At 64.1% G+C, this 21,755-nt stretch carries 19 protein-coding genes; 10 read left to right on the top strand and 9 right to left on the bottom strand.

All coding sequences use genetic code 11. From position 1 onward, the window contains the following. Positions 1-25 precede the first annotated feature (25 nt). Positions 26-781: a DsbA family protein gene (locus CN97_RS01805; protein ID WP_035706943.1), complete on the bottom strand. Its 756-nt coding sequence runs from the start codon at positions 779-781 to the stop codon at positions 26-28. 128 nt (positions 782-909) lie between these two features. On the opposite strand from CN97_RS01805, the gene CN97_RS01800 reads away from it, so the two are divergent. The 4 genes from CN97_RS01800 to prfB all read left to right on the top strand — a co-directional run bounded on the left by CN97_RS01800 (position 910) and on the right by prfB (position 7,141). Then, entirely contained in the window at positions 910-2,079 is a 1,170-nt protein-coding gene (locus CN97_RS01800) for a pyridoxal phosphate-dependent aminotransferase (protein WP_035706165.1), read from the top strand. Between the two features lie 42 nt (positions 2,080-2,121). Next, complete coding sequence (locus CN97_RS01795; RefSeq protein WP_035706162.1) at positions 2,122-3,300, top strand: N-acetylmuramoyl-L-alanine amidase; 1,179 nt, start codon at positions 2,122-2,124, stop codon at positions 3,298-3,300. Between the two features lie 119 nt (positions 3,301-3,419). Next, positions 3,420-5,939, top strand: coding sequence for a penicillin-binding protein 1A (locus CN97_RS01790; protein WP_035706159.1), 2,520 nt, complete (start codon positions 3,420-3,422; stop codon positions 5,937-5,939). A gap of 74 nt (positions 5,940-6,013) precedes the next feature. Next, entirely contained in the window at positions 6,014-7,141 is a 1,128-nt protein-coding gene (gene prfB / locus CN97_RS01785) for a peptide chain release factor 2 (RefSeq protein ID WP_035706157.1), read from the top strand. 80 nt (positions 7,142-7,221) lie between these two features. Here the strand turns inward: prfB and CN97_RS01780 are convergent, their stop codons facing one another. The 3 genes from CN97_RS01780 to trpS all read right to left on the bottom strand — a co-directional run bounded on the left by CN97_RS01780 (position 7,222) and on the right by trpS (position 9,599). Continuing rightward, entirely contained in the window at positions 7,222-7,572 is a 351-nt protein-coding gene (locus CN97_RS01780) for a RidA family protein (protein WP_035706154.1), read from the bottom strand. Positions 7,573-8,175: 603 nt separating this feature from the next. Beyond that, positions 8,176-8,562, bottom strand: coding sequence for an ectoine synthase (locus CN97_RS01775; protein ID WP_035706151.1), 387 nt, complete (start codon positions 8,560-8,562; stop codon positions 8,176-8,178). Beyond that, entirely contained in the window at positions 8,559-9,599 is a 1,041-nt protein-coding gene (gene trpS, locus CN97_RS01770; protein ID WP_035706148.1) for a tryptophan--tRNA ligase, read from the bottom strand. The genes CN97_RS01775 and trpS overlap by 4 nt, the downstream gene beginning before the upstream one ends. 75 nt (positions 9,600-9,674) lie before the next feature. Between trpS and CN97_RS01765 the strand changes: the two genes are divergently transcribed. Then, a complete protein-coding gene (locus tag CN97_RS01765; RefSeq protein WP_035706145.1) occupies positions 9,675-10,358 on the top strand; it encodes a rhomboid family intramembrane serine protease in 684 nt (227 codons plus the stop codon). On the opposite strand, the gene murJ is transcribed toward CN97_RS01765, so the two are convergent. The 3 genes from murJ to CN97_RS01750 are packed head-to-tail and all read right to left on the bottom strand — an operon-like array spanning position 10,349 to position 15,870. After that, positions 10,349-11,893 carry a murein biosynthesis integral membrane protein MurJ gene (murJ, locus tag CN97_RS01760; protein ID WP_035706143.1) on the bottom strand — a complete coding sequence of 515 codons (1,545 nt, stop codon included), beginning with the start codon at positions 11,891-11,893 and terminating at the stop codon, positions 10,349-10,351. The two genes, CN97_RS01765 and murJ, sit on opposite strands and share 10 nt — an antisense overlap. A gap of 1 nt (position 11,894) precedes the next feature. Continuing rightward, on the bottom strand, positions 11,895-14,708 hold the full coding sequence (locus tag CN97_RS01755) for a [protein-PII] uridylyltransferase (RefSeq protein ID WP_035706140.1): 2,814 nt from the start codon (positions 14,706-14,708) through the stop codon (positions 11,895-11,897). Continuing rightward, complete coding sequence (locus tag CN97_RS01750; RefSeq protein WP_051910891.1) at positions 14,674-15,870, bottom strand: penicillin-binding protein activator; 1,197 nt, start codon at positions 15,868-15,870, stop codon at positions 14,674-14,676. Before CN97_RS01750 ends, CN97_RS01755 begins: the two co-directional genes overlap by 35 nt. Positions 15,871-15,984: 114 nt before the next feature. Between CN97_RS01750 and rsmI the strand changes: the two genes are divergently transcribed. The 5 genes from rsmI (at position 15,985) to CN97_RS01725 (ending at position 18,938) form a co-directional block, all read left to right on the top strand. Then, a complete protein-coding gene (gene rsmI, locus CN97_RS01745) occupies positions 15,985-16,857 on the top strand; it encodes a 16S rRNA (cytidine(1402)-2'-O)-methyltransferase (protein ID WP_035706137.1) in 873 nt (290 codons plus the stop codon). Position 16,858: 1 nt separating this feature from the next. Next, positions 16,859-17,212, top strand: a complete 354-nt coding sequence (locus tag CN97_RS01740; protein ID WP_035706134.1) for a YraN family protein — start codon at positions 16,859-16,861, stop codon at positions 17,210-17,212. Positions 17,213-17,278: 66 nt separating this feature from the next. After that, positions 17,279-18,223, top strand: coding sequence for a glutathione synthase (gene gshB, locus CN97_RS01735; protein WP_035706131.1), 945 nt, complete (start codon positions 17,279-17,281; stop codon positions 18,221-18,223). A gap of 76 nt (positions 18,224-18,299) precedes the next feature. Beyond that, the gene (locus tag CN97_RS01730; RefSeq protein WP_051910890.1) at positions 18,300-18,590 is read left to right on the top strand and encodes a hypothetical protein; all 291 of its coding nucleotides are present in this window, start codon (positions 18,300-18,302) and stop codon (positions 18,588-18,590) included. 87 nt (positions 18,591-18,677) lie between these two features. Then, positions 18,678-18,938 carry a GlsB/YeaQ/YmgE family stress response membrane protein gene (locus CN97_RS01725; RefSeq protein WP_035706128.1) on the top strand — a complete coding sequence of 87 codons (261 nt, stop codon included), beginning with the start codon at positions 18,678-18,680 and terminating at the stop codon, positions 18,936-18,938. A gap of 52 nt (positions 18,939-18,990) precedes the next feature. Here the strand turns inward: CN97_RS01725 and recJ are convergent, their stop codons facing one another. Both recJ and glpX read right to left on the bottom strand, forming a co-directional pair. Beyond that, entirely contained in the window at positions 18,991-20,748 is a 1,758-nt protein-coding gene (gene recJ / locus CN97_RS01720; protein ID WP_035706125.1) for a single-stranded-DNA-specific exonuclease RecJ, read from the bottom strand. Further along, positions 20,745-21,707 (bottom strand): class II fructose-bisphosphatase, encoded by a 963-nt coding sequence (glpX, locus tag CN97_RS01715; RefSeq protein WP_035706122.1) that lies wholly within the window; start codon positions 21,705-21,707, stop codon positions 20,745-20,747. The genes recJ and glpX overlap by 4 nt, the downstream gene beginning before the upstream one ends. Positions 21,708-21,755: the final 48 nt, after the last annotated feature.

The following is a 21,755-nucleotide window of genomic DNA, read 5'->3' as shown; positions in this document are numbered from 1 at the left end:
AGCCGAACCACGGCAATCGCCAGACCTAACCCCGGGCGTCCGAGACGATCTTCCGCATTCCGTCAAGCGGAACATAGCCGCGGACGAGAGTGTCGCCGATCACGAACATCGGGGTTCCCTGAATCTGCAGGGCTTCGGCCAGATCGTGATTCTTCTGAATGACGGCGGCGACTTCCGGCGAGTCCATTTCGGCCTTTACCTTGGCAGCATCAAGCCCGAGCTTCCGGGCGAGATCGGCCAGCGTGGCTTCTGTCGGCTCGCCTCTGAGCTCCATCAGCGTGTCATGTGCCGTCTTGTAGGCTTCGTCCCCGCCAAGGTTCTTGACCGCGATCGCAAATTTCGAAGAGGTGAGAGACGCCTCACCCAGAATGGGAAACTCTTTCAGGATGAAACGGATGTTTCCATCGGCGCGGACCAGTTCCTCGACTTCGGGATTGGCTTTCCGGCAATAGCCGCACCGGTAGTCCATGAACTCCACCACCGTGACATCGCCAGCAGGATTACCGCCGACCCAGGAGTGGCCATCGTTGTAGATTGCGTCGTGGTTGTCCTTCAGCATCTTGATATCCGACTGCGCCTGCTGAGCATATTGCTGGGATTCAAGGGCCTGCGACATGTCGATCAGCACATCCGGATGTTCCAGGAGATAGTCCCGGACGGCGGCACCGAAAGCGGCCTTCTCCTCCGCTGTCATTGACTTGATGTCGAACGCGGCGGCCGGCATCGCGGTTCCGAGGGCGAGCAGCGCGCCGAGCGCGAAGCGGCGAAGGGGCAGGGGCATTTCGGGTTCCTTGAACAGCGGAAATATGATCGCGGGCAGCACTCTGCGCGGCGGAACGGGCCTTGACCCATCCTATGCCGCAGCGGAAAACGACGCCGCCGGTATGCGGCCATCATAAGGAGGGAGCGATGCGGAGTTCAAGGCGGGGGCAGGTGGATCCCTTCATCGTGATGGATGTGATGGAAGCCGCGCGCCGGGCCGAAACGGCAGGCCGTCACATCATCCACATGGAGGTGGGCCAGCCGGGAACGCCCGCCCCGCGTGGCGCCAGGGACGCGCTGCGTGGAGCGCTGGAGAGCGATGGTTTGGGATATACCGTGGCGCTGGGGTTGCCGGCCCTCCGCTCCGGCATCGCCCGGCTTTATCGCGATTGGTACGGCATCGAGCTTGACCCGGAGCGGGTTGTAGTGACGGCAGGATCGTCAGGCGCGTTCCTGCTGGCCTTCTCCGCCCTCTTCGATGCGGGGGAGCGCGTCGGCGTGACGGAGCCCGGCTACCCGTCCTACCGTCAGATCCTCCGTGCGCTGTCGCTGGATCCCGTGGGCGTTCAGACCGCAGTCGAGAACCGCTATCAGCCCCTACCGGACGACATCCGCCGGGCAGGCAATCTGGCGGGGATGATCGTAGCCTCTCCCGGCAACCCGTCGGGCACGATGCTGGACCGCGCGTCGCTTGCGCGGCTGATAGAAACCTGCGCCGCCTCCGGCACGGCCTTCATCTCCGACGAGATTTACCACGGAATTCAGTACGAAGCGCCGGCAGTGAGCGCGCTGGAGATTTCGGATGACGTGTATGTCATCAACTCCTTCTCCAAGTATTTCTCCATGACCGGCTGGCGGATCGGCTGGATGGTGGTTCCGCCGGACCATGTGCGGCTGGTGGAGCGGCTGGCACAGAACATGTTCATCTGCCCTCCTCATGCCAGCCAGGTGGCGGCTCTGGGTGCTCTCGGGTGCCGGACGGAGCTGGACGGAAACCTTGCGGTCTATACAGAAAACCGGAGATTGCTGCTGGAGGGGTTGCCGAAGGCCGGGTTTACCCGGATCGCCCCACCCGACGGTGCATTCTACATCTACGCTGACGTGTCGGAGATGACATCGGACAGTCTGGCCTTTGCCGCCGAGATTCTGGAAAAGGCGGGTGTCGCCGTGACGCCGGGCTTGGACTTCGATCCAAGACGCGGCGCGCAGACGCTGCGGTTTTCCTATGCCCGCGCCACGGAGGATATCCGCGAGGGGTTGCGGCGCCTGACGGATTTCATGGCGGAAAGAAAGGCATTTCCGGCGTCTCGCCAATAGGTTAGCCTGAGGTTGACGGCGGCCAGACGCCCGGAGAGTAATATGCATCACCCACTCATCCGTGCGCTGGCCGCGCTGATTCTTCTGTTTTGCCTGCCGACCCTCCCGCTTGCGGCCGCTCCTGCTCATATCGACCCGGGCCGGTCCCATGCGCAGGCCGGGTGGTGGGAGTTGCGGTTGGCGCTGGCGCTCGACAGAGCGGTGCCATACCGGCTCACATTGCGTGCGGATCCGCCACGTCTTGTCGTGGAACTGAGAGATGCCGACCTCTCCACCTTCGATCCACGGATTCTCGTCGGAAGCGGGTTGCAGGACGCGCGGGTGGAAAGGGCAGGGAACCGGTGGGCGCGGCTGGTACTTACGCTGGATCGTCCGCGGATGGTGACGGAAGCGCTTCTTTCCCCCGCCGATCCGGTGCTGCGGTTGCGCCTTTCTCCCGTACGGGCGGAGGTTTTTGCTGCGGCGGTGGGAGCGGAGACAGGCGAGCCCACACAAACCGCGCCGCCGTCCCGGCTCACGCGCGCTGCATACGTGATGCTGGACCCGGGCCATGGCGGGATCGATCCGGGCGCGGAGCATGGCGGTACGAATGAAGCACGTCTGATGCTTCTCTTCGCGGTGGAGCTTCGCGAGGTGCTGGAGGCCGCGGGATTCACGGTCAGTCTCACGCGGGAGGAAGATGTCTTCGTGCCGTTGGAAACACGCATCAGCCGCGCTCATCTGGCAGGAGCGGATGTGTTCCTGTCTCTTCATGCCGATGCGCTGGCAGAGGGGCAGGCGAGCGGCGCGACCGTCTATACGCTTTCGAGCTCCGCTTCCGACCGGGCCTCGGCCGCGCTTGCGGAGCGGCATGACCGGACAGACATTCTTGCCGGGGTGAACCTCAGTGGCCATGACGACCGCATCGCGCAGGTGCTTGTCGATCTGGCGCGGACCGATACGGGGCCACGTTCGGAGCAACTTGCCGACGCTCTGGTTGCGGCCATCGGCTCGGGGGCGGGGCCGCTTTACAAGACGCCCCGGCGCGCGGCGGGCTTTTCCGTGCTGAAATCGCCGAGCATCCCCTCCGTCCTCATCGAACTGGGCTATCTCTCCACCCCGGCAGATTTCGCACGCATCGCCAATCCGGCTTGGCGGGCGCAAATGGCGGCCTCCATAGCCGCTGGCCTCTCTGTCTGGCAGCAGGATGACGCGGCTGCGGCGGTTCTTCGCCGTAAATGACGCGCGTTTTACTCGCGGCAAAGTGACGCCCGGTCGCCATGGTGGGGTGCCTGTGCTATTTTGACCTCAGGGCCACGGCGACATATAAGAGCCCGTTCAGGCAGCGAGGGACGAACCGAGTGCTCAGGGCGATATTCTCATTCTTCGGGACGGTGTTCAGCCTTATCACGCTGGCGCTGGTTTTCGGAGCGCTGCTCATCGGCGGGGTTTTCTGGAGCTATTCCCGCGATCTGCCAAACCATGAGCAGCTCGCTCAGTATACGCCGCCGACCATCAGCCGGGTCTATTCCGGCGAAGGCCGAATGATCGACGAATTCGCCGAGGAGCGCCGTATCTTCACGCCGAGCGAGGAGATCCCGGATATCGTGAAGCAGGCCTTCATCTCCGCTGAGGACAAGAATTTCTACCACCATCACGGGTTTGACACGCGGGGCATCGCCGCCGCGGCGTGGCAGGCCGTTGCTTCGCGCGGACAGAATGTGCGGGGGGCCTCCACCATCACGCAACAGGTGATGAAGAACTTCCTGCTCTCGGGTGACCGGACGGGGGAGCGGAAGATCAAGGAGCTGATCCTCGCCACCCGGCTGGAGGAGACGCTGTCGAAAGACAAGATCCTCGAACTCTATCTCAACGAGATTTTCCTGGGCCAGAACGCCTATGGCGTTGCCGCCGCGGCCCAGACCTATTTCAACAAGACGCTGGGCCAGCTTTCGGTGGACGAAGCCGCCTTCCTCGCGTCGCTGCCGCAGGCCCCGTCCTCCTACCACCCGGTCCGGGCCAAGGAACGCCTGACGCAGCGGCGGGATTACGTCATTCGGGAGATGTTCCAGAACGGCTATATCGACGCGGCCACCCGTGACGCGGCGCTGGCCGAGCCGCTCAGGTCCGTCCAGAATGGCGACTATCCCGCGTTCCGCGAGAGCCTGCCGCCGCGCGATTACTTCACCGACGAAATCCGCCGGCAGCTATCCTCCACTTTCGGGACGCAGGAGTTCTTTGGCGGCGGTCTTGCCATCCGCGCGACGATCGACCCGCCGCTCCAGCATCTTGCCGCTGATGCGCTGCGCGAAGGGCTGGAAAAGTTCGATCGCAGCCGTGGCGTCTGGCGGGGCACCGGCAAGACCCTTCCGGCCGAGGCGCTGAAGGATGAGAAAAGCTGGCGCACGGCGCTGGCCTCCGTCGATGTGCCGCGGGATATCGACGGCTGGTATCCGGCGGTGGTTCTCTCGCTCGACAAATCCGCCGCGACTATCGGCATTCAGGGCAAGGAGGCCACCGGGACGGTTCCGGCCAGCGATGTCACATGGGCACGCAAGCTTATAGCGAACGGCAAGCTGGCTCAGAAGGCCAAGGTGCCTGCCGACCTGGTCGATGTCGGAGATGTGGTTCTGGTACGCGAGGGAAGCAACGGCAACTGGTCACTCCGGCAGGTGCCGGAAGTGCAGGGCGCCTTCATGGCGATGGATGTGAGCACAGGCCGCGTTCTGGCCATGCAGGGCGGCTTCTCCTATCAGGATTCGGTTTTCAACCGCGCGACACAGGCGATGCGCCAGCCGGGCTCCTCCTTCAAGCCGTTCGTCTATGCAGCCGCGCTGGACGAAGGGTATACCCCCGCCACGATCATCGTGGACGCCCCCATCGAGGTGAATACCCCGCAGGGCATCTGGCGGCCCAAGAACTCGTCCAACAGGTACTATGGTCCCACGCCGATGCGGACCGGTATCGAGCAGTCGCGAAACCTGATGACCGTCCGTCTGGCGCAGGAAGTCGGCATGGCGCGCGTCGCGGAATATGCAGACCGTTTCGGCATCTACGCCCCCTTGCAACCCCTGCTGGCCAACGCGCTCGGCGCGCAGGAGACGACGCTTTTCAAGATGATCTCCGCCTATGCGATGCTCGCCAACGGCGGGGAGCGGGTGGAGCCGACGCTTGTGGACCGGGTGCAGGATCGGTTCGGCAAGACGATCTACCGGCATGACCAGCGGGATTGCGCGGATTGCGACAGCCCCTATCTCGCGCCCGGCGTGGCCCCGAGTGTCGTCTCGCACAATGAGCAGGTGATGGACCCGGTGACCGCCTATCAGGTCACCTCCATGTTGCAGGGGGTCATCCAGCGCGGCTCCGGCTCCGGTGTGCGGTTGCGGGTTCCCGTGGCGGGCAAGACCGGGACGACGAACGATGCGAAGGACGTATGGTTCATCGGCTACACGTCCAACATCGTGGCGGGCTGCTACATGGGCTATGACCAGCCGCGGACGCTTGGTTCCTCCGCCTATGGCGGAACCCTGTGCGTACCGGTGTTCCAGGCATTCATGGAAGAGGCGGTGAAACGCTTCGGCGGCTCAGACTTCACGGTCCCACCGGGCGGGCATTTCGTCAAGATCGACCGCTTTTCCGGCGCACCGCTTCCTGCGGACGCGACCGGCGACAACGTGATTGCCGAATACTTCCGCGACGGTACGGAAAGCATGGGAATCGGCGTGTTCGTGGATGGTGGCTTCGCCATGGGCCAGAACCTGCCGCTTTTTGCGCGCGGCGAAACGGATGAAGGCACACAGGTCCGCACGTCGACGGGGGAGATTCGGACCATTCCGAAGAAGGCGGATTTCGGCACCATGTCCTCGGGCGGGCTTTACTGACCAGTGCGGGCGCCCGCTTGCCCTACGCCGTGCAAGAGGGTATCACCCCGGCCTGATCCGAAGGAGGCAGACCCATGCGCGCTGAGGCCCAGAACCTTGTCGAGAGCATCCGCAAGAGCCTGAAGCTGCTGTGGCAGCGCATGGACGGCGAAACCGCGAAGCACCGGCTTGAGGAATTCAACGCCATCATCGAGGATCCCGAGCTTTGGGGGGATCCCGCGCGCGCGCAGAAGCTGATGCGGGAGCGGCAGTCGCTGCTGGATGCCGTTTCCAACTACGACAGCATCGACCGCGACCTGAACGACAATATCGAACTCATCGAACTCGGCGAGGCGGAGGGCGATGATGAGGTCGTGCGTGAGGCTGAATCCGCGCTCCGCTCCCTGAAGGAGAGCGCCGCGGAAAAGGAACTGGAGGCGCTCCTGGATGGAGAAGCCGACGGCAACGACACCTTCCTGGAGATCAACGCCGGGGCAGGCGGCACGGAAAGCTGCGATTGGGCGTCCATGCTCGCGCGGATGTATGTCCGCTGGGCGGAGAAGAAGGGCTATACCGTCGAGATGATCGCGGAGACGCCGGGGGAGGAAGCGGGCATCCGGTCCGTCGCCTACAGAATCTCCGGCCACAATGCCTATGGCTGGTTGAAGTCCGAGTCCGGGGTGCATCGTCTCGTACGGATTTCGCCCTATGACTCCGCCGCCCGGAGGCACACGTCGTTCAGTTCCGTCTGGGTCTATCCGGTGGTGGACGAGAATATCGAGATCGACATCCCCGACCGGGATATCCGTATCGACACTTACCGCTCCTCGGGTGCTGGCGGCCAGCACGTGAACACGACCGATTCCGCCGTGCGCATTACCCACCTGCCCACGAATATCGTCGTGACCTCCTCCATGAAGTCGCAGCACCAGAACCGCGAAGCGGCGATGAACGCCCTTCGTGCGCGTCTCTATCAGCTCGAACTCGACAAGCGGAACGCGGCGATCAATGCGGCGCATGAGAACAAGGGTGATGCCGGCTGGGGCAACCAGATCCGTTCCTACGTGCTGCAGCCCTACCAGATGGTGAAGGACCTGCGCACAGGCGTGGAGACATCGGACACGCAGGGCGTTCTGGATGGCGATCTGGATCAGTTCATGGCGGCGACGCTGGCGATGGATGTCGCTGGCAAGAGCCGTGCGGAAGCCAACGCCGAAGTCTGAGCGCAGTCGAAGCCGGACGTTTCCAGCGGAGGCTCGGGCGCCAGGTCCTGCGGCACCCGAGCCGGTCAGTGCGGCGGCAGTTACTTCGTGGCCGCGACCACGATGACCTCGACCTTGTAATCCGGCGCGGCCAGTTTCGACTCGCCCGTCGCACGGGCAGGCGTATGGCCCGGCGCGACCCATCCATCCCAGACGGCGTTCATCTCGGCAAAATCGGCGATGTCCGCGAGCCAGATCTGCGCGGAGAGGATGCGGGTCTTGTCCGAACCCGCGGCAGCCAGAAGCCGGTCAACCTCGGCAAGAGCGGCCTCCGTCTGTTCGCGGACGCTGGCGCCCGGGGCGCCGATCTGCCCGGCAAGGAAGATCAGGCCGTTGTAGACGACCGCCTCGCTCATGCGGGCGCCGGTTTCGAGACGGGTGATGTCGGACATGGATGTCTCCTTCTGTAAGGCAGGATGCCGCCAGCCTCCTAGCGCGGCGCGCGCCCTGTCGCCAGCAGGAAGGGAGGAACCGGCCTCATATCGGAAGGATGCGTCAGGAACGCCCGCTCGGGTGCAGTGCCGAAAATGTGGAAGCAGAACGGCTCTCGTCGTCGGGCGGTTCCCGCATGGGGACGAGCCAGAGACCTCCAGATTAGGAAGGACGCCTCTCATGGTGGCGGGCGGCGTTGGGATTGCCGCCGCGCAGCACGGGACGGTTAGCGCGCGGGCTCACGTTTGATCATGGCAGAGAGGGGACAGCCACTGACAAATGCTGGAGCCGAACTCCTCTCCGGTCTCGAGCGCTGAAACGTTGAGAGGCATCCGCAATGACCAAAGGCCCGCAGAAGAGAGCCACCGTCCCGTCATGAGGGGCGGAGGCTGTTCTGAATGCTGATTTCTACAGCTCGCGACGTGGAATGAACGTCCATCCCGATGCCAACTTCGGGCTATGAGCACGCGCAGAGGAACCCGTTGGTGACGGAAGAAGACAGCACTCCCCGGCGCGACGAGGGAACAGGGTTACGACACATTCGCGGCGGATCGCGGCGCGGGCTATTCCTCCGGCGCGTAGCTGCCGTCCTCGCGGTGGCGCTCATTGCCGGAAAGAGGAGGGTTGAATACACAGACCAATCTCAGGTCACCCTTCGTCGCCCGCAGCACATGCGCGTCATTCCGGTCGAGAGCATAGAGCGTGCCGGGCCGGATCGGCCAGGTCCGCCCCATCGCCACCTCGGTCACCTCACCTTCCCCGGCGATGCAGTAGTTGGCCTCCAGGTGGTGCTTGTATTCCAGATGGAGTTCCTCGCCCTCCTTGACCAGCGTGTCGTGGAGGGAGAAGCCCATGCCATCCGGTTTGAGCAGGATGCGGCGGCTTTCCCAGCCCGGACCGCTCGCGTGGTTCGGGCCGGAGATCACGTCATCCAGCGACCTGACGATCATCGCGCGGACCGGATCATGCCGACGATGTCATAGGTCCGGTCGATGACCGGCGCGGCGATGGCGTTGGCCCGTTCCGCGCCGCGTGCGAGGATGCGGTCGATCTCCGCCGGATCGGAGGTGAGACGCCGCATCTCGCCCGAGATCGGAGTAAGTTGTGCAACGGCCAGATCCGCGAGCGCCGGCTTGAACGCGCCGAAGCCCTGACCCGCGAACTCCGCCACCACGGCTTCCGCAGTCGTATCGGCGAGGGCCGCGTAGATGTTGACGAGGTTGCGTGCCTCCGGCCGGTCCTTCAACGCTTCCAGCGTTTCCGGCAGCGGCTCGGCATCCGTCCGGGCCTTGCGGATCTTGCTGGCGATGGTGTCGGCATCGTCCGTCAGGTTGATGCGGCTCATGTCGGAGGGATCGGATTTCGACATCTTCTTCGATCCGTCGCGCAGGCTCATGACGCGTGTCGCCGCGCCCTCGATCACCGGTTCGGGAACCGGGAAGAATTCGGTGCCGTAGTCGTGGTTGAACTTGGCCGCGATGTCGCGGGTCAGCTCCACATGCTGCTTCTGATCCTCGCCGACCGGAACGTGGGTCGCGTGATAGAGCAGGATGTCGGCGGCCATCAGCGCGGGATAGGCGAACAGCCCAAGCGACACGGCTTCGGCGTTCTTGCCGGCCTTGTCCTTGAACTGGGTCATCCGGTTCATCCAGCCGAGGCGGGCCACGCAATCGAAGATCCAGGCGAGCTGCGCATGACCGGGCACCTGGCTCTGGTTGAACAGGATGGAGCGCTCCGGATCCACGCCGGAGGCGATGAACCCGGCCGCCAGCTCGCGCGTCGCGCGGGTGAGGTCGGCCGGATCCTGCCAGACGGTGATCGCATGCATATCCACGATGCAATAGATCGTCTCGATCCCGTTGTCCTGAGCGGCGGCGAAGCGTTTCAGCGCGCCGAGATAGTTGCCCAGTTGCAGGTTGCCCGAGGGTTGGATCCCCGAGAACACCCGTTGCGGGAAGACACGAGGCGTTTGGACCGGCTCGGTCATGATTTTTCTCCGTCTGGATTATATGGTCCGGTCGGCTTATCGCTGGCCCATCATCGCGTCAACAGAATGCCGGACATGCACGATCCAGACCGCTCCCCGCTCAATCCCCTGCCATTCGTCGTCTGGATGCTGGCAGGCCCCGTCGCCGCCATAGAACTGCTGCTGAGCCTTGCGGATCGGGGGATCATCGGCGGCGGGCTCGGCTTCACCTGGCGGGTGGAAGCGATCCAGCGGTTCGGGTTCTCTGGCCAGATCTTTGACTGGATGGTGGCCAACCATTTCTATCCGGTGGAGCAGATGATCCGTTTCGTGACCTATCCGTTCTTCCATGCGTCGTTCACGCATATGATGTTCGTCTTCGTGTTCATCCTCGCGCTCGGCAAGATGGTGGGGGAGGTGTTCTCCACGGCAGCGGTGCTGACGGTGTTCTTTGCCTCCGCCATCATGGGAGCGCTGGTCTTCGGGCTGATGCTCGACGATCCGGCCTGGCTCGTCGGGGGCTACCCGCCGGTCTATGGGCTGATCGGCGCGTTCACCTTCCTGCTCTGGGTGCGGGCCACGGGGCAGGGATCGGGGCGCCTGCGCGCATTCGGGTTGATCGGGACGCTGCTGGGCATCCAGCTCGTCTTCGGCGCGCTGTTCGGCGGCTCCAACGAATGGGTGGCGGACCTGTCAGGTTTTGCGACAGGATTCGGACTGTCTTTCGTGGTCTGCCCCGGCGGCTGGCGCCGGGCGCTTGCCCTCATCCGTCAGCGCTGACGGCGGACCATCCTGAGCAGGTCGGCGAGCTTCATGACCCCGAGCGCGATGGCGGTGACAAAGTAAACCGCCATTCCCGCGCCGCAAAGAATGAAAAGCGCGAGCACCCGTGTGCCCTTCTGCGTCAGCATGTCATCCAGCACCTGCGCCGCTCCCCAGAGGAACAGCCCCATCACCACGGAGGCGATCAGGATACGGACGAGGTTCTTCAGGAACCGCGGGTCGAAGCGGACCGCCTCACCCATGCTGCGGGAGCCCCACCAGAGCTGGAACACCATCGCCCATGAGGCGATCGTCGTGCCGATGGCCGCCGCAATGAAGCCCAGCCAGTAGGACAGACCGAAGGCGAGCACCGCATTCACGACCATGGCGACGATGGCATAGTGGAAGGGACGGCGCGTGTCCTCGCGCGCGTAGAACACCGGCTGGAGCACCTTCTGAAGCGTGAAGGCCGGCAGCCCCGCACCATAGACGATGAGCGCCAGTGCGGTATTGGCAGAGTCCACGGCTGTATATTGTCCCCGCTCGAAGATCACGCTGATGATCGGACCGGCGATGACGACGAGAGCCACGGCGGCGGGCAGGGTCAGGAAGAGCGAGAATTCCCAGGCGCGGTTGTAGGCCGTGCGGCTGCCGCCGATGTCGGCCGCGCGGAGCCTGCGCGAAAGCTCCGCCGTCAGCACCACGCCCACCGCCGCGGCCACGACCCCGAGGGGGAGCTGATAGATGCGGTCGGCATTGGACAGCCACGCGATGGCACCATCATAGTAGGAGGCGACCTGCCGCCCGACGACGAGGTTGATCTGCACGACCCCGCCTGCAAACACGGCGGGCATCGCGACACGCACCAGCCGCCGCATATCGGGCGAGAGCCGCGGCCATGTCAGCCGCATGGAGTAGCCTTCTTTCCGTGCCGCATACCAGACCAGCAGGAGCTGCAGCACCCCCCCGATCGGCGTGGCCCAGCTCTGCGTCAGGCCCATTTCCCAGCCGTAGTGGATGGACAGGCCGAAGGCGATCAGGAAGACGATGTTCAGCACCGCCGGCGCCATGGAGGCGACAGCAAAGCGCCCCGTGGCGTTCAGCACTCCCGAGAGCATCGCGGTGAGCGAGATGAGCAGGATATACGGGAAACAGATGCGCCCGAAGGTGACGGCGATATCGAACCGCTCATCGCCCTTGAAACCGGAGGCCATCGCCAGAACCAGCCATGGCATCGCCACATGAGCAACCATGGTGAGCACGATCAGGACGGAGGCGAGGCCGGAGAAGGCGTCCTGCGCAAACCCCCTCGCATCCTCACCCGCCTCGATCTTCTTGGCGAAGAGCGGCACGAAAGCGGTGTTGAACGCACCTTCCGCAAAAATCCGGCGGAACATGTTTGGAAGGGAGAAGGCGACCAGGAACGCCTCCGCCACCGGGCCGGAACCCAGATAGGCGGCGATGATCACGTCGCGGATAAAGCCGAGCAACCGGCTGGCGAAGGTCCAGAATCCGACGGTCAGGAAGCCGTGCAGCAGTCGTATCTGCCGCATTCTAGCTGCGCGCCCTCTCTGCCCCTTCGTCCACCGCCTGGCGGAGTTTCTTTTCCAGCGCCTCGGCGCGCTGTCGCGAATGGATTTTCAGACCGAACATGTCTTTCACGTAGAAGGTGTCCACGACCTGCGCGCCATAGGTCGCGATCTGCGCCGAGGCAATATAGATGTTGTTGGAGGCGAAGGTCCGCGCGAGATCATAGAGCAGGCCAGGACGATCGCGCGTATCCACCTCGACAATGGTGTAGATTTCGGATCCGTCGTTGTCGATGGTGATCGCTGTCGGGAATTGAAAACCGCGTTCCCGCTTCTTCACCTTGTCGCGATCATTCAGCGCTTCGCGGGCAACGACCTCCCCCTTCAGCGTGCGCTCGATCATGTTGCGCAGGCGCGGCAGCTTGCCCGGATCATAGGGCGCGCCTTCGGCATCCTGCACCCAGAAGGCGGCGGTGGCGTAGCCGTCCTTGGAGGTGAAAGTACGGGCATCGACGACGTTAGCACCGACAAGCGCCAGCGCCCCAGCCAGTCGCGCGAAGATGCCCGGATGATCCGCCAGGGCGAAGCAGACGCGGGTTGCGTCCCGGTCCTGATCCGGGGTCAGGTCGATGCGGATCTCGTCATCCCGTATGCCGCGGAGCAGATGGGCGAACACTACCTGCGTATCGAGCGGCAGCCCTTGCCAGTAGGGGCCGTAGTGCCTCTGCGTCTCGGCCCGCAGGTCCCTCCGGTCCCAGTTGGAAAGGGCCGCGCGGAGGATGCGTTTCGCCTCCGCCTCCCGGTTGGGGCGATGCGCGGCTTCCAGCCCCATGTCCAGCACGGTCGCCGTCTCCCGGTAGAGCCGGTCGAGCAGCATGGCCTTCCAATTGTTCCAGGTGCCCGGGCCAACGCCGATGATGTCGCAGCAGGTGAGCAGATAGAGCAGGTCGAGCCGCCGCCGGGATCGCACCGTCCGGGCGAAATCGCGCACCGTGCGCGGATCGGAAAGGTCGCGCTTCTGTGCGGTGTCGGACATGACCAGGTGGTTGCGGACCAACCATTCGACTAGCTCCGACTCTTCCGCGTTCAGCCCAAGCCGCGGCGCCACGCGCCGTGCGATCTGCGCGCCGAGAATGGAGTGGTCCTCCGGCCGTCCCTTGCCGATATCGTGCAGCAGCAGCGCCACATAGATCACCCGGCGGTTCACCGTGCCTTCGGCCATGATATGCGTGGCGAGCGGCAGCTCCCGCGCCAACTCTCCCCGCTCGATCATCGCGAGGGTGGAGATGCACTGGATGGTATGCTCGTCCACCGTGTAATGGTGATAGACGTTGAACTGCATCATCGCCACGATCGGCTCGAACTCGGGCATGAAGGCCGCGACGACGCCGAGCTCGTTCATGCGGCGCAGGCTTCGCTCCGGATTGCCGTGCTTCAGGAGCAGATCGAGAAAGATGCGGTTCGCCTCCCGGTCCTGACGCATGTCCTCGTCGATCAGGTCGAGATGCGCTGCGACCAGCCGCATGGCGTCTGGGTGGATGAGATGCCCTGTCCGCAATCCTTCCTCGAAAATCCGCAACAGGTTCAGCTTGTCTGAGAGAAACGTCTTCTCATCGGCAACAGCGATGCGGTTGTGGCGAAGGACATATCCTTCATGCAGCCGTTTCGGGCGCCGGAACAACCCTACGGTGACGGGCGTCGTCTTGACATGCCGTGCCTCAAGCGCCGTCAGGAAGATCCGGGTGAGTTCGCCCACCTTGGTCGCATGGCGGAAGTAGTCCTGCATGAAGAACTCGACCGCGCGTCGGCCCGCGCCATCCTGATAGCCCATGCGGGGGGCCACCTCCAGCTGCAGGTCGAACGTCAACTGGTCCGTCGCGCGCCCCGTCAGGTAGTGGAGGTGGCAGCGTACCGCCCACAGAAACCGCTCCGCCCGGTCAAATGCCGCGAATTCATCCGCCGTGATGAGGCCCAGCCCGACGAGGTCGGACACTTCCTCAACGCCGGTCACGTATTTCGCGATCCAGTACAGCGTCTGGAGATCGCGGAGGCCGCCCTTGCCCTCCTTCACATTGGGCTCCAGCATGTAGCGCTGACCCTGCCGCTTGTGCCGATCTGCCCGCTCGGCGAGCTTGGCTTCCACGAATTCAGCGGCTGTGCGGGAGAAAAGCTCCTTGCGTAACCGGCTGTGGAGCAACTTGGCCTGCCCCTTGTCGCCGGTAATGTAGCGTTCTTCCAGCAGGGCGGTCCGGACGGTGATATCCTCTCGTGCCTGCCGCAGGCATTCGGGAATTGAGCGGCTGGAGTGCCCGACCTTCAGCTTCAAATCCCAAAGGATGTAGAGCATGGATTCGATCAGCGTCTTGACCGAACCCTTCTCCGCGTCGGGTGTCAGGAACAGCAGGTCCACGTCCGAGAAGGGGGCCATCTCCCCGCGCCCATAGCCCCCAACCGCAAGCAGCGTGACCTTTCTGTCATCCAGGCTTTCGGCAGGGAGAAGGTGGCGCCGTACCACCTCCATCACTGTCTGTACGACTTGATCGGTCAGCCGGCTTATGGAGGCAACGGTGACGTCGGAGGCCAGAGGTCTGGCCAGAAACGCTTCCCTGATCGCGTTGAAGCCGCGCTGACGTTCCGCGCCGATCCGGGCGACGGCAATAGCCCGAAGCGCCCGCATATCGGGCGCCTCAAGACCGGCAATCTCGGTATCGATCTGATCCAGCACCGCCCCGGCATCGAACAGAGCAACGTCCGGCAGGATCAGCGTAGCGGCCTTGGCGCCGCTTTCTGGCGTCGCTGTCGCGTCAGGAACCGGCACCGCTGAAGCTTCTGGGGGCATTTTCCACCACTTCGACCCTGTTGTCGCGGAGTTGCGCAACAGCCAATGCCCTTTGGTTACTGCCGTCTGCGGTGAATCGGAAGACACCATTCGCACCGACAAAGCCGGAAGGCTGGGTCAGGGAGGCTCGGCCCAGCGGATCCGCCCGGCCTGAGCGGAGCGCAGCACCGATGGCGGCGATGCCGTCATAGGCCAGTGCCGCGAGAGGATGCGGGGCGGCGCCGTAAGTCCCTGCGTAACGGGCGTTGAACTGCGCCGTGATGGACGGATCCGGAACGGCGAAATAGCCTCCCTGAAGCGACGGCGTGGTGACTGCACTTGCCGGCACGTCCCAACGTGTCAGACCATAGAACGCGGTGACATTGGGATCGATGCCATTGTCGCGGAGAAGCTGCGTGAGCATCGGCAGGGCGCCCGCCGTCCCTGCGGTAAAGAACACACCGCTCGCGCCGGTATTGCGCACGGTGGTGGCTATATTCGGCGCGGCGGCAGTCACACCCTGCTGCGAAAGCTCATAGCTCTCTGCACCCGCGACGCGGATGCCATTGGCGGCTGCGGCCGTTTCGATGGCGCGGCGCCCCACCTGACCGGAGGCATCAGGATCGCTCACCACCACGATGTCGCGACGGCCCTGACCGGCCGCGAACCGCATCAACCGATCAGCGGAATTGGCAAATGTCTGGCCCAGGACAAAAACATTCCCACCGGCGATATCGGAGTTGTTGGAGAAGCTGAGCACGTTTATCCCGCGAGAGGCGACGGCGCTTCCGGCAGCGTTGGCATCCTGTGCGTGGATCGGTCCCAGAATGATCTTCGCGCCCTCATCCGCAGCCCGCAGCGCCATGGCGGAGGCCTGCGTCGGGTTTCCCGCCGTATCGTAGACCCGCAGATCTATACTCACCCCCTGCAGATCCGCGATGGCAAGACGCGCGGCGTTTTCGAGGTTCTGTGCGACCAGACGGTCGCTCGCATTCGCGCTCTGGGGCAGCAGAAGGGCCACCTGAACAGGCTGAGAGGGGTTGACGGTGCCGCGACTCACATTCCCTGTTGGCGCACAGGCCGCGAGCGCTCCTGCCGCCAGAAGTCCGGTTGCGCTGCGGAAGAGGTTGCGGATACCGATCGGGCGGGTGAAAAACGGGCGACGTGTCACGGCGTCGGTCATGCGGCTATCCCTCTGGCTGACGGCCCGTTGGGCCGGGCGTTCACGCGAAGTCTAGGGCGACCTCACTGAAATGCTAGGTGGGGTGGGTATATAAGTAAACAGAAAGCGGCATAGATGCATTCCATCGGCGATAGGGGGCCGCTCGCCCCGGGCCTGTATTTCATTGCGACGCCGATCGGCGCCGCGCGGGATATCACCCTTCGTGCCCTCGATATTCTGGCGACGGCGGATGTTCTGTCGGCAGAAGACACCCGGACGCTTCGGCATCTGATGGAGATCCACGGCATCGCGCTGGGTGACAGGCCGCTCGTCGCCTATCACGACCACAACGGAGAGACCGCGCGCCCGCGCCTGCTTCGGGCGTTGGGGGAGGGGAGGTCGGTGGCCTATGCTTCCGAAGCAGGGACGCCATTGGTCGCCGATCCGGGCTTTCAGCTTGGCCGCGCCGCGATTGCCGAGGGGTTCACCGTCACCTCCGCGCCGGGGCCCTCGGCGGTCCTTGCAGCGCTGACCATTTCAGGTCTGCCCAGCGACCGCTTCCTGTTCGCAGGCTTTCTCCCCCAGCAGGGTGGCCCACGGCAGAGGGCGATTGCAGGTCTCTCGGACACCGCGGCGACAGTGATCTTTTATGAATCTCCCAAGCGCGTTCACCGATTGTTAGGAGAACTGAGCGCATCATGGGGAGGGCAGCGGCAGGCGGTTGTCTGCCGCGAACTCACCAAACGGTTCGAGGAGGTGAGCCGGGGCACATTGGCGGAACTGGAGGGAGCTTTCGCGGGGCGAGACGTGAAGGGGGAAGTCGTGGTTCTGGTGGATCGTCCGGGGGAGGGTGAGGCAGACCCTGCGGAGGTGGAGGAAGCGCTGCGGGAGGCTCTGGGGCGCCTGAGGGTGAAGGACGCCGCTGCAGAAGTTGCTGCGAGATTCAACCTACAGCGACGCGATGTATATCAGACGGCACTTACGCTGCAGGGAGAGAAAAAGGAGTAGCATGGACGGCGCGACGCGATACCACTCTGGCCTGGCGGCAGAGGCTTCCGTCCTTCGACACTATACGCAGGCCGGTGCACACTGCCTTGCAGAGCGCTGGCGTGGGCGAGCGGGAGAGATCGACCTTATCTTTCAGCAGGGGGAGGGCGTGATCTTCGTCGAGGTGAAGAGGGCGGCGACGATCGCGCGCGCGGCTGAACGCCTTGGCCCCCGGCAGACAATGCGGCTGCTGCGCGCGGCGGAGGAATATCTTTCGCAGCTGCCCGCGGGCCTTTCCTCTCCGTCGCGCTTCGATGTGGCGCTTGTCGATGCCACGGGCCATGTCGAAACGCTGCAAAACGCACTCATGGCCTGAGGCGGGCAGATTGCATCGCAGCCGGGCTTGCGTCATTCAGGGGCAGAAGCTTCTCTGGAGACAGGCATGACCCTGAACGTCGCCATTCAGATGGACCCGATCGGTCCGGTCAATATCGATGCGGACAGCACCTTCCGCATTGCGGAGGAGGCGCAGAAGCGCGGTCACCGGCTGTTCTACTATACCCCAGACAAGCTTTACTTCCGGGAGGGAGAGGTCAGGGCAAAGGGGCATCCGCTGACGGTTCGCCGGGTGAAGGGCGATCACTTCACGCTCGGTGAGTTGGAGGATGTGCGGCTTTCCGACTTTGACGTGGTCTGGCTCCGGCAGGATCCGCCCTTCGACATGGCATATATCACGACGACTCATCTGCTCGATCTCATTCACCCCAGAACGCTGGTGGTGAACGATCCTTTCTGGGTGCGGAATGCGCCGGAAAAGCTGCTGGTCCTCCAGTTTCCCGACCTGACGCCGCCGACCGCCATCGCCCGCGATCTGGATACGATCCGCGCGTTCAAGGCGGACCATGGGGACATCATTCTGAAGCCGCTTTATGGCAATGGTGGCGCAGGGGTATTCCGGCTGGACGAGAACGACCGAAACCTCTCCTCGCTTTATGAACTGTTCACGGGGTTCTCTCGTGAGCCGCTGATCGTGCAGAAATTCCTTCCTGCCGTGGCAAAGGGTGACAAGCGGGTCATTCTCGTGGACGGAGAGCCGGTCGGCGCGATCAACCGCGTGCCTCAAGCGGGGGAAACACGGTCCAATATGCATGTCGGCGGCAGGCCGGAGAAGGTCTCCCTCACGGAGCGCGACAGGGAAATTTGTGCGGCCATCGGACCGACACTGCGCGAGAAGGGCCAGATATTCGTGGGAATAGATGTCATCGGCGACTGGCTCACCGAAATCAACCTTACCTCGCCCACGGGGATACAGGAGCTCGAGCGCTTCGACGGAACGAATACGGCGGAAGCGATCTGGAAGGTGATAGAGGGTCGCGTCCGCCGCTGAAATCCTTGTCACGCCGGGAACCGTTGGCGGTGTTCTGCGTTGGCCCGCAGAACAAAAGCTCCCTCAGGAGAAACCGATGACCAAGACCGATGATATCCGCCGCTCGATCGAGAGCCAGATTTCCGACCTCCAGAAGCAGCTGCACAGCCTGCGAGGCGATCTTTCGGAGCGTGGGCACGAATTTTATGATGTTGCCCAGGATCATGCAAATGTGGCGGCCAAGCAATTCCGTACGCAGGCGCGCGTCATGGGCGATGTAGCACGCGAAAATCCGGGTAGCGCGGCCACCGTGCTTTCGGTCGTGGCGCTTACCTGCCTGGGCCTCGGTTATCTGGCAGGTCGCTCTTCTGCCGAAGATAACTGGTAAGCGGCGATCAGTCTTCCGGTCTGCGCGGCGGCCAGACCGGTCTTTCAAAAGACCGCCGATTTCTTGCCTTTCGGCTAGGAGGAATGGATGGAAAATTCTGCTCAGGTCGGCTGGATCGCAGCGATCATTATTGGCGGTATCGCCGGTTGGGCCGCGTCTGCCCTGATGAAGAGCGATACGGGCGTCTTTCTGAACGTTATTCTCGGCATCGTCGGCGCGGCAGTGGCCAGTTTCCTGCTCGGCTTCATGGGTGTGGGTTTTGGCGGATGGCCGGGCTATCTCGTCGCTGGCGTGATTGGTGCCTGTATTCTCATCGCGCTGGCGCGAATGTTCCGCGGAGCGAGATAAACCCTATCGACGAGTGTCGGAGAGATGGCGCGGGATCGGTCCCGCGCCTTTTTCATGGCTGGGCTACATCTTCGAGGCGCAGCTGTACGCGTTGCCGCCCCTGCCATTCATCAACCTCTACCCGACCCGCGACATGCAGGTAGGAGCCGTCCTTCAACGCCTGTCCCAACGGAGTTTCGGCGGCTCCGAAGGCGATACCCTCCACCGTACCTGTTCCGTCAGAAAACCGCGCGCGGATGTGGCCGTTGCCGAAGACTTTCAGAGAGGACACCCTCTGGTCGGGAAAAGCGAACCGTGGGGCAGGAGCGCCTGCCCCGAAAGGCCCCGCAGTTTCCATCTCTCCGATCATCTGGATGGTTGCCGCGCCAGAAGTCAGAAGACCGTCCAGCTTCAGATCGGCCGGCCCCAGCGTTCCTGCGCCTTGACGGGCCAGCAGCTCTGCCAGCCGCGCCATCGCCTGTTCCATATGGGCGGGTTCCACTGTCAGCCCCGCGGCCATCTTGTGACCTCCGCCGCGCAGCAGTAGCCCCTCCGAGGCGACGCGGTGGATTGCGGCGCCCAGATCGACGCCCGCCACGGACCGACCTGATCCCTTGCCCTCTCCGTCATTCAGCCCGATGACAACGGCGGGGCGGTTGGTCGCCTCCTTCAGGCGCGCAGCCACGATCCCAACCACGCCGGGATGCCAGCCTTCTCCCGCCGCCCAGACGAGCGGCCCGTCCAGTCCGCGGAGTTCCGCCTGCGCCAGCGCGGCCTCCCTCACCCGGGCCTCAATGTCCCGCCGCTCGGTATTGAGGGTGTCAAGCCGGGCGGCAAGCGCTTCGGCCTCATGCGGGTCATCCGTCGCGAGCAGCCGTGCTCCGAGATCGGCCGCGCCAATCCGACCGCCGGCATTCACGCGCGGGCCGAGCAGGAAGCCGAGGTGATATGGGGTAGGGGCGCGGTCCATCCGCGCGACATCGGCCAGCGCGGTCAGGCCCGCCCGCTGCCGCCGCCCCATGACCTTCAGCCCCTGTCGCACGAAAGCCCGGTTCACACCGACAAGTGGCGCCACATCTGCGACCGTCGCAAGCGCCACAAGATCGAGCAGCGCCATCAGATCCGGCCCAGTGACCCCCTCGCCGCGGAGCTGGCGATTGGCCTCTACCAGCATCAAGAACACAACGGAGGCCGCACAGAGATGGCTCAGATCGCCACTCTCATCCTGACGGTTCGGGTTCACCACCGCCAGCGCGTCCGGCAGCGTCTCGCCGCCGAGATGGTGATCGAGCACGACGACATCCGTCCCCGCCGCCGCGGCGATCGCCTCATGCGACAGCGTTCCGCAATCCACGCAGACGATGAGATCGTGACCTTCCGCCAATTTCCGCATCGCGGGTGGATTGGGGCCGTAGCCTTCGTCAATCCGGTCGGGAATGTAGAGCGTCGCGCCATGGCCGAAGTGACGAAGCCAGGTGATGAGCAGCGCGGCGGAGGAGCCGCCATCAACATCGTAATCAGCGAAGACGGCAATCCGCTCCCGCCGTTTCAAACACGTGACAAAGCGCTGCGCGGCCTGTGCCATGTCGCGGAGGCTCAGCGGATCGGGAAGCAGATCGCGGAGCGCGGGGGCACAGTAAAGCGCGGCATCCTGTGCCGTCACCCCCTGCCGGACAAGCACCCGGCAAAGGGGCAGGGGCAGGCGCGTGGCCTGCGTCATGGCTTCCGCGAGACGGTCCTCCTCTATCCCGGGGCCGACCCAGCGCCGCCCGGTCGCGGACCGCTCGACGCCAAGGAAGGCGGGGCGGAGGAGGGCCGCCGCCTCGGTCACTTCACCGGGTTGCGGTAGGTCATCCGGCGGACGGAGCCGGTCTTGGACCGCATGAGGATGGTTTCGGTGGTGATGAAGCCGATTTCGCGTTTGATCCCCTGAACGAGGTTGCCGTCCGTCACGCCGGTCGCGGCGAAGATCACGTCGGCGGTAACGAGGTCGTCACGCTGATAGACGCGGTCGAGGTCGTCGATCCCCGCCTTGCGCGCCCGCCCGATTTCGTCGTCATTGCGGAACAGCAGACGCCCGTAGAACTGGCCGCCGAGGCATTTGAGCGCGGAGGCGGCGAGGACGCCTTCCGGCGCGCCGCCCGAACCCATGTAGATGTCGATCCCGCTGCCGGGTGTAGCGCAATGGATCACTCCCGCAACGTCGCCATCCGTGATGAGCCGGATCGCGGCGCCCGTCGCCCGAACCTCGGCGATCAGGTCCTGATGGCGGTCGCGCTCCAGGATACAGGCGGTGACGTCCGACGGCTTGCCGCCCTTTGCCTTCGCCAGCCGCTCGATCCGTTCGGAGGGCGACATCTCGAGCGTGACGAGATTCGTCTCATAGCCCGGGCCGATGGCGAGTTTCTCCATATAGGTATCCGGCGCATGCAGCAGCGTGCCCGCGGGCGCCATGGAGATCACGGTGAGCGCGTTGGGCATGTCCTTCGCCGTCAGCGTCGTGCCTTCCAACGGGTCGAGCGCGATGTCGACCGCCGGACCCTTGCCGGTGCCGACCTTCTCGCCGATGTAGAGCATCGGGGCCTCGTCCCGCTCACCCTCGCCGATCACCACCGTCCCGGCGATGTCGAGCATGTTGAGCTGGTTCCGCATGGCGTTGACGGCAGCCTGGTCCGCGGCCTTCTCATCCCCCCTGCCGACGAGGTGGGCGGAAGCGATCGCCGCCGCCTCCGACACGCGGGCAAGGCCCAGAGAAAGCATGCGGTCGTGGAACTCAACATCATTCGCCATTCGGCCTGTCCCCTTGCGGTTCGTTGTTCGGTGCCATCGGTTTATCCC

The sequence above is a fragment of the Haematobacter massiliensis genome (assembly GCF_000740795.1).
GTDB lineage: Bacteria > Pseudomonadota > Alphaproteobacteria > Rhodobacterales > Rhodobacteraceae > Haematobacter > Haematobacter massiliensis.
Note: the sequence above shows the minus strand (reverse complement) of the source record. Positions and strands in the feature narration are given on the sequence as shown.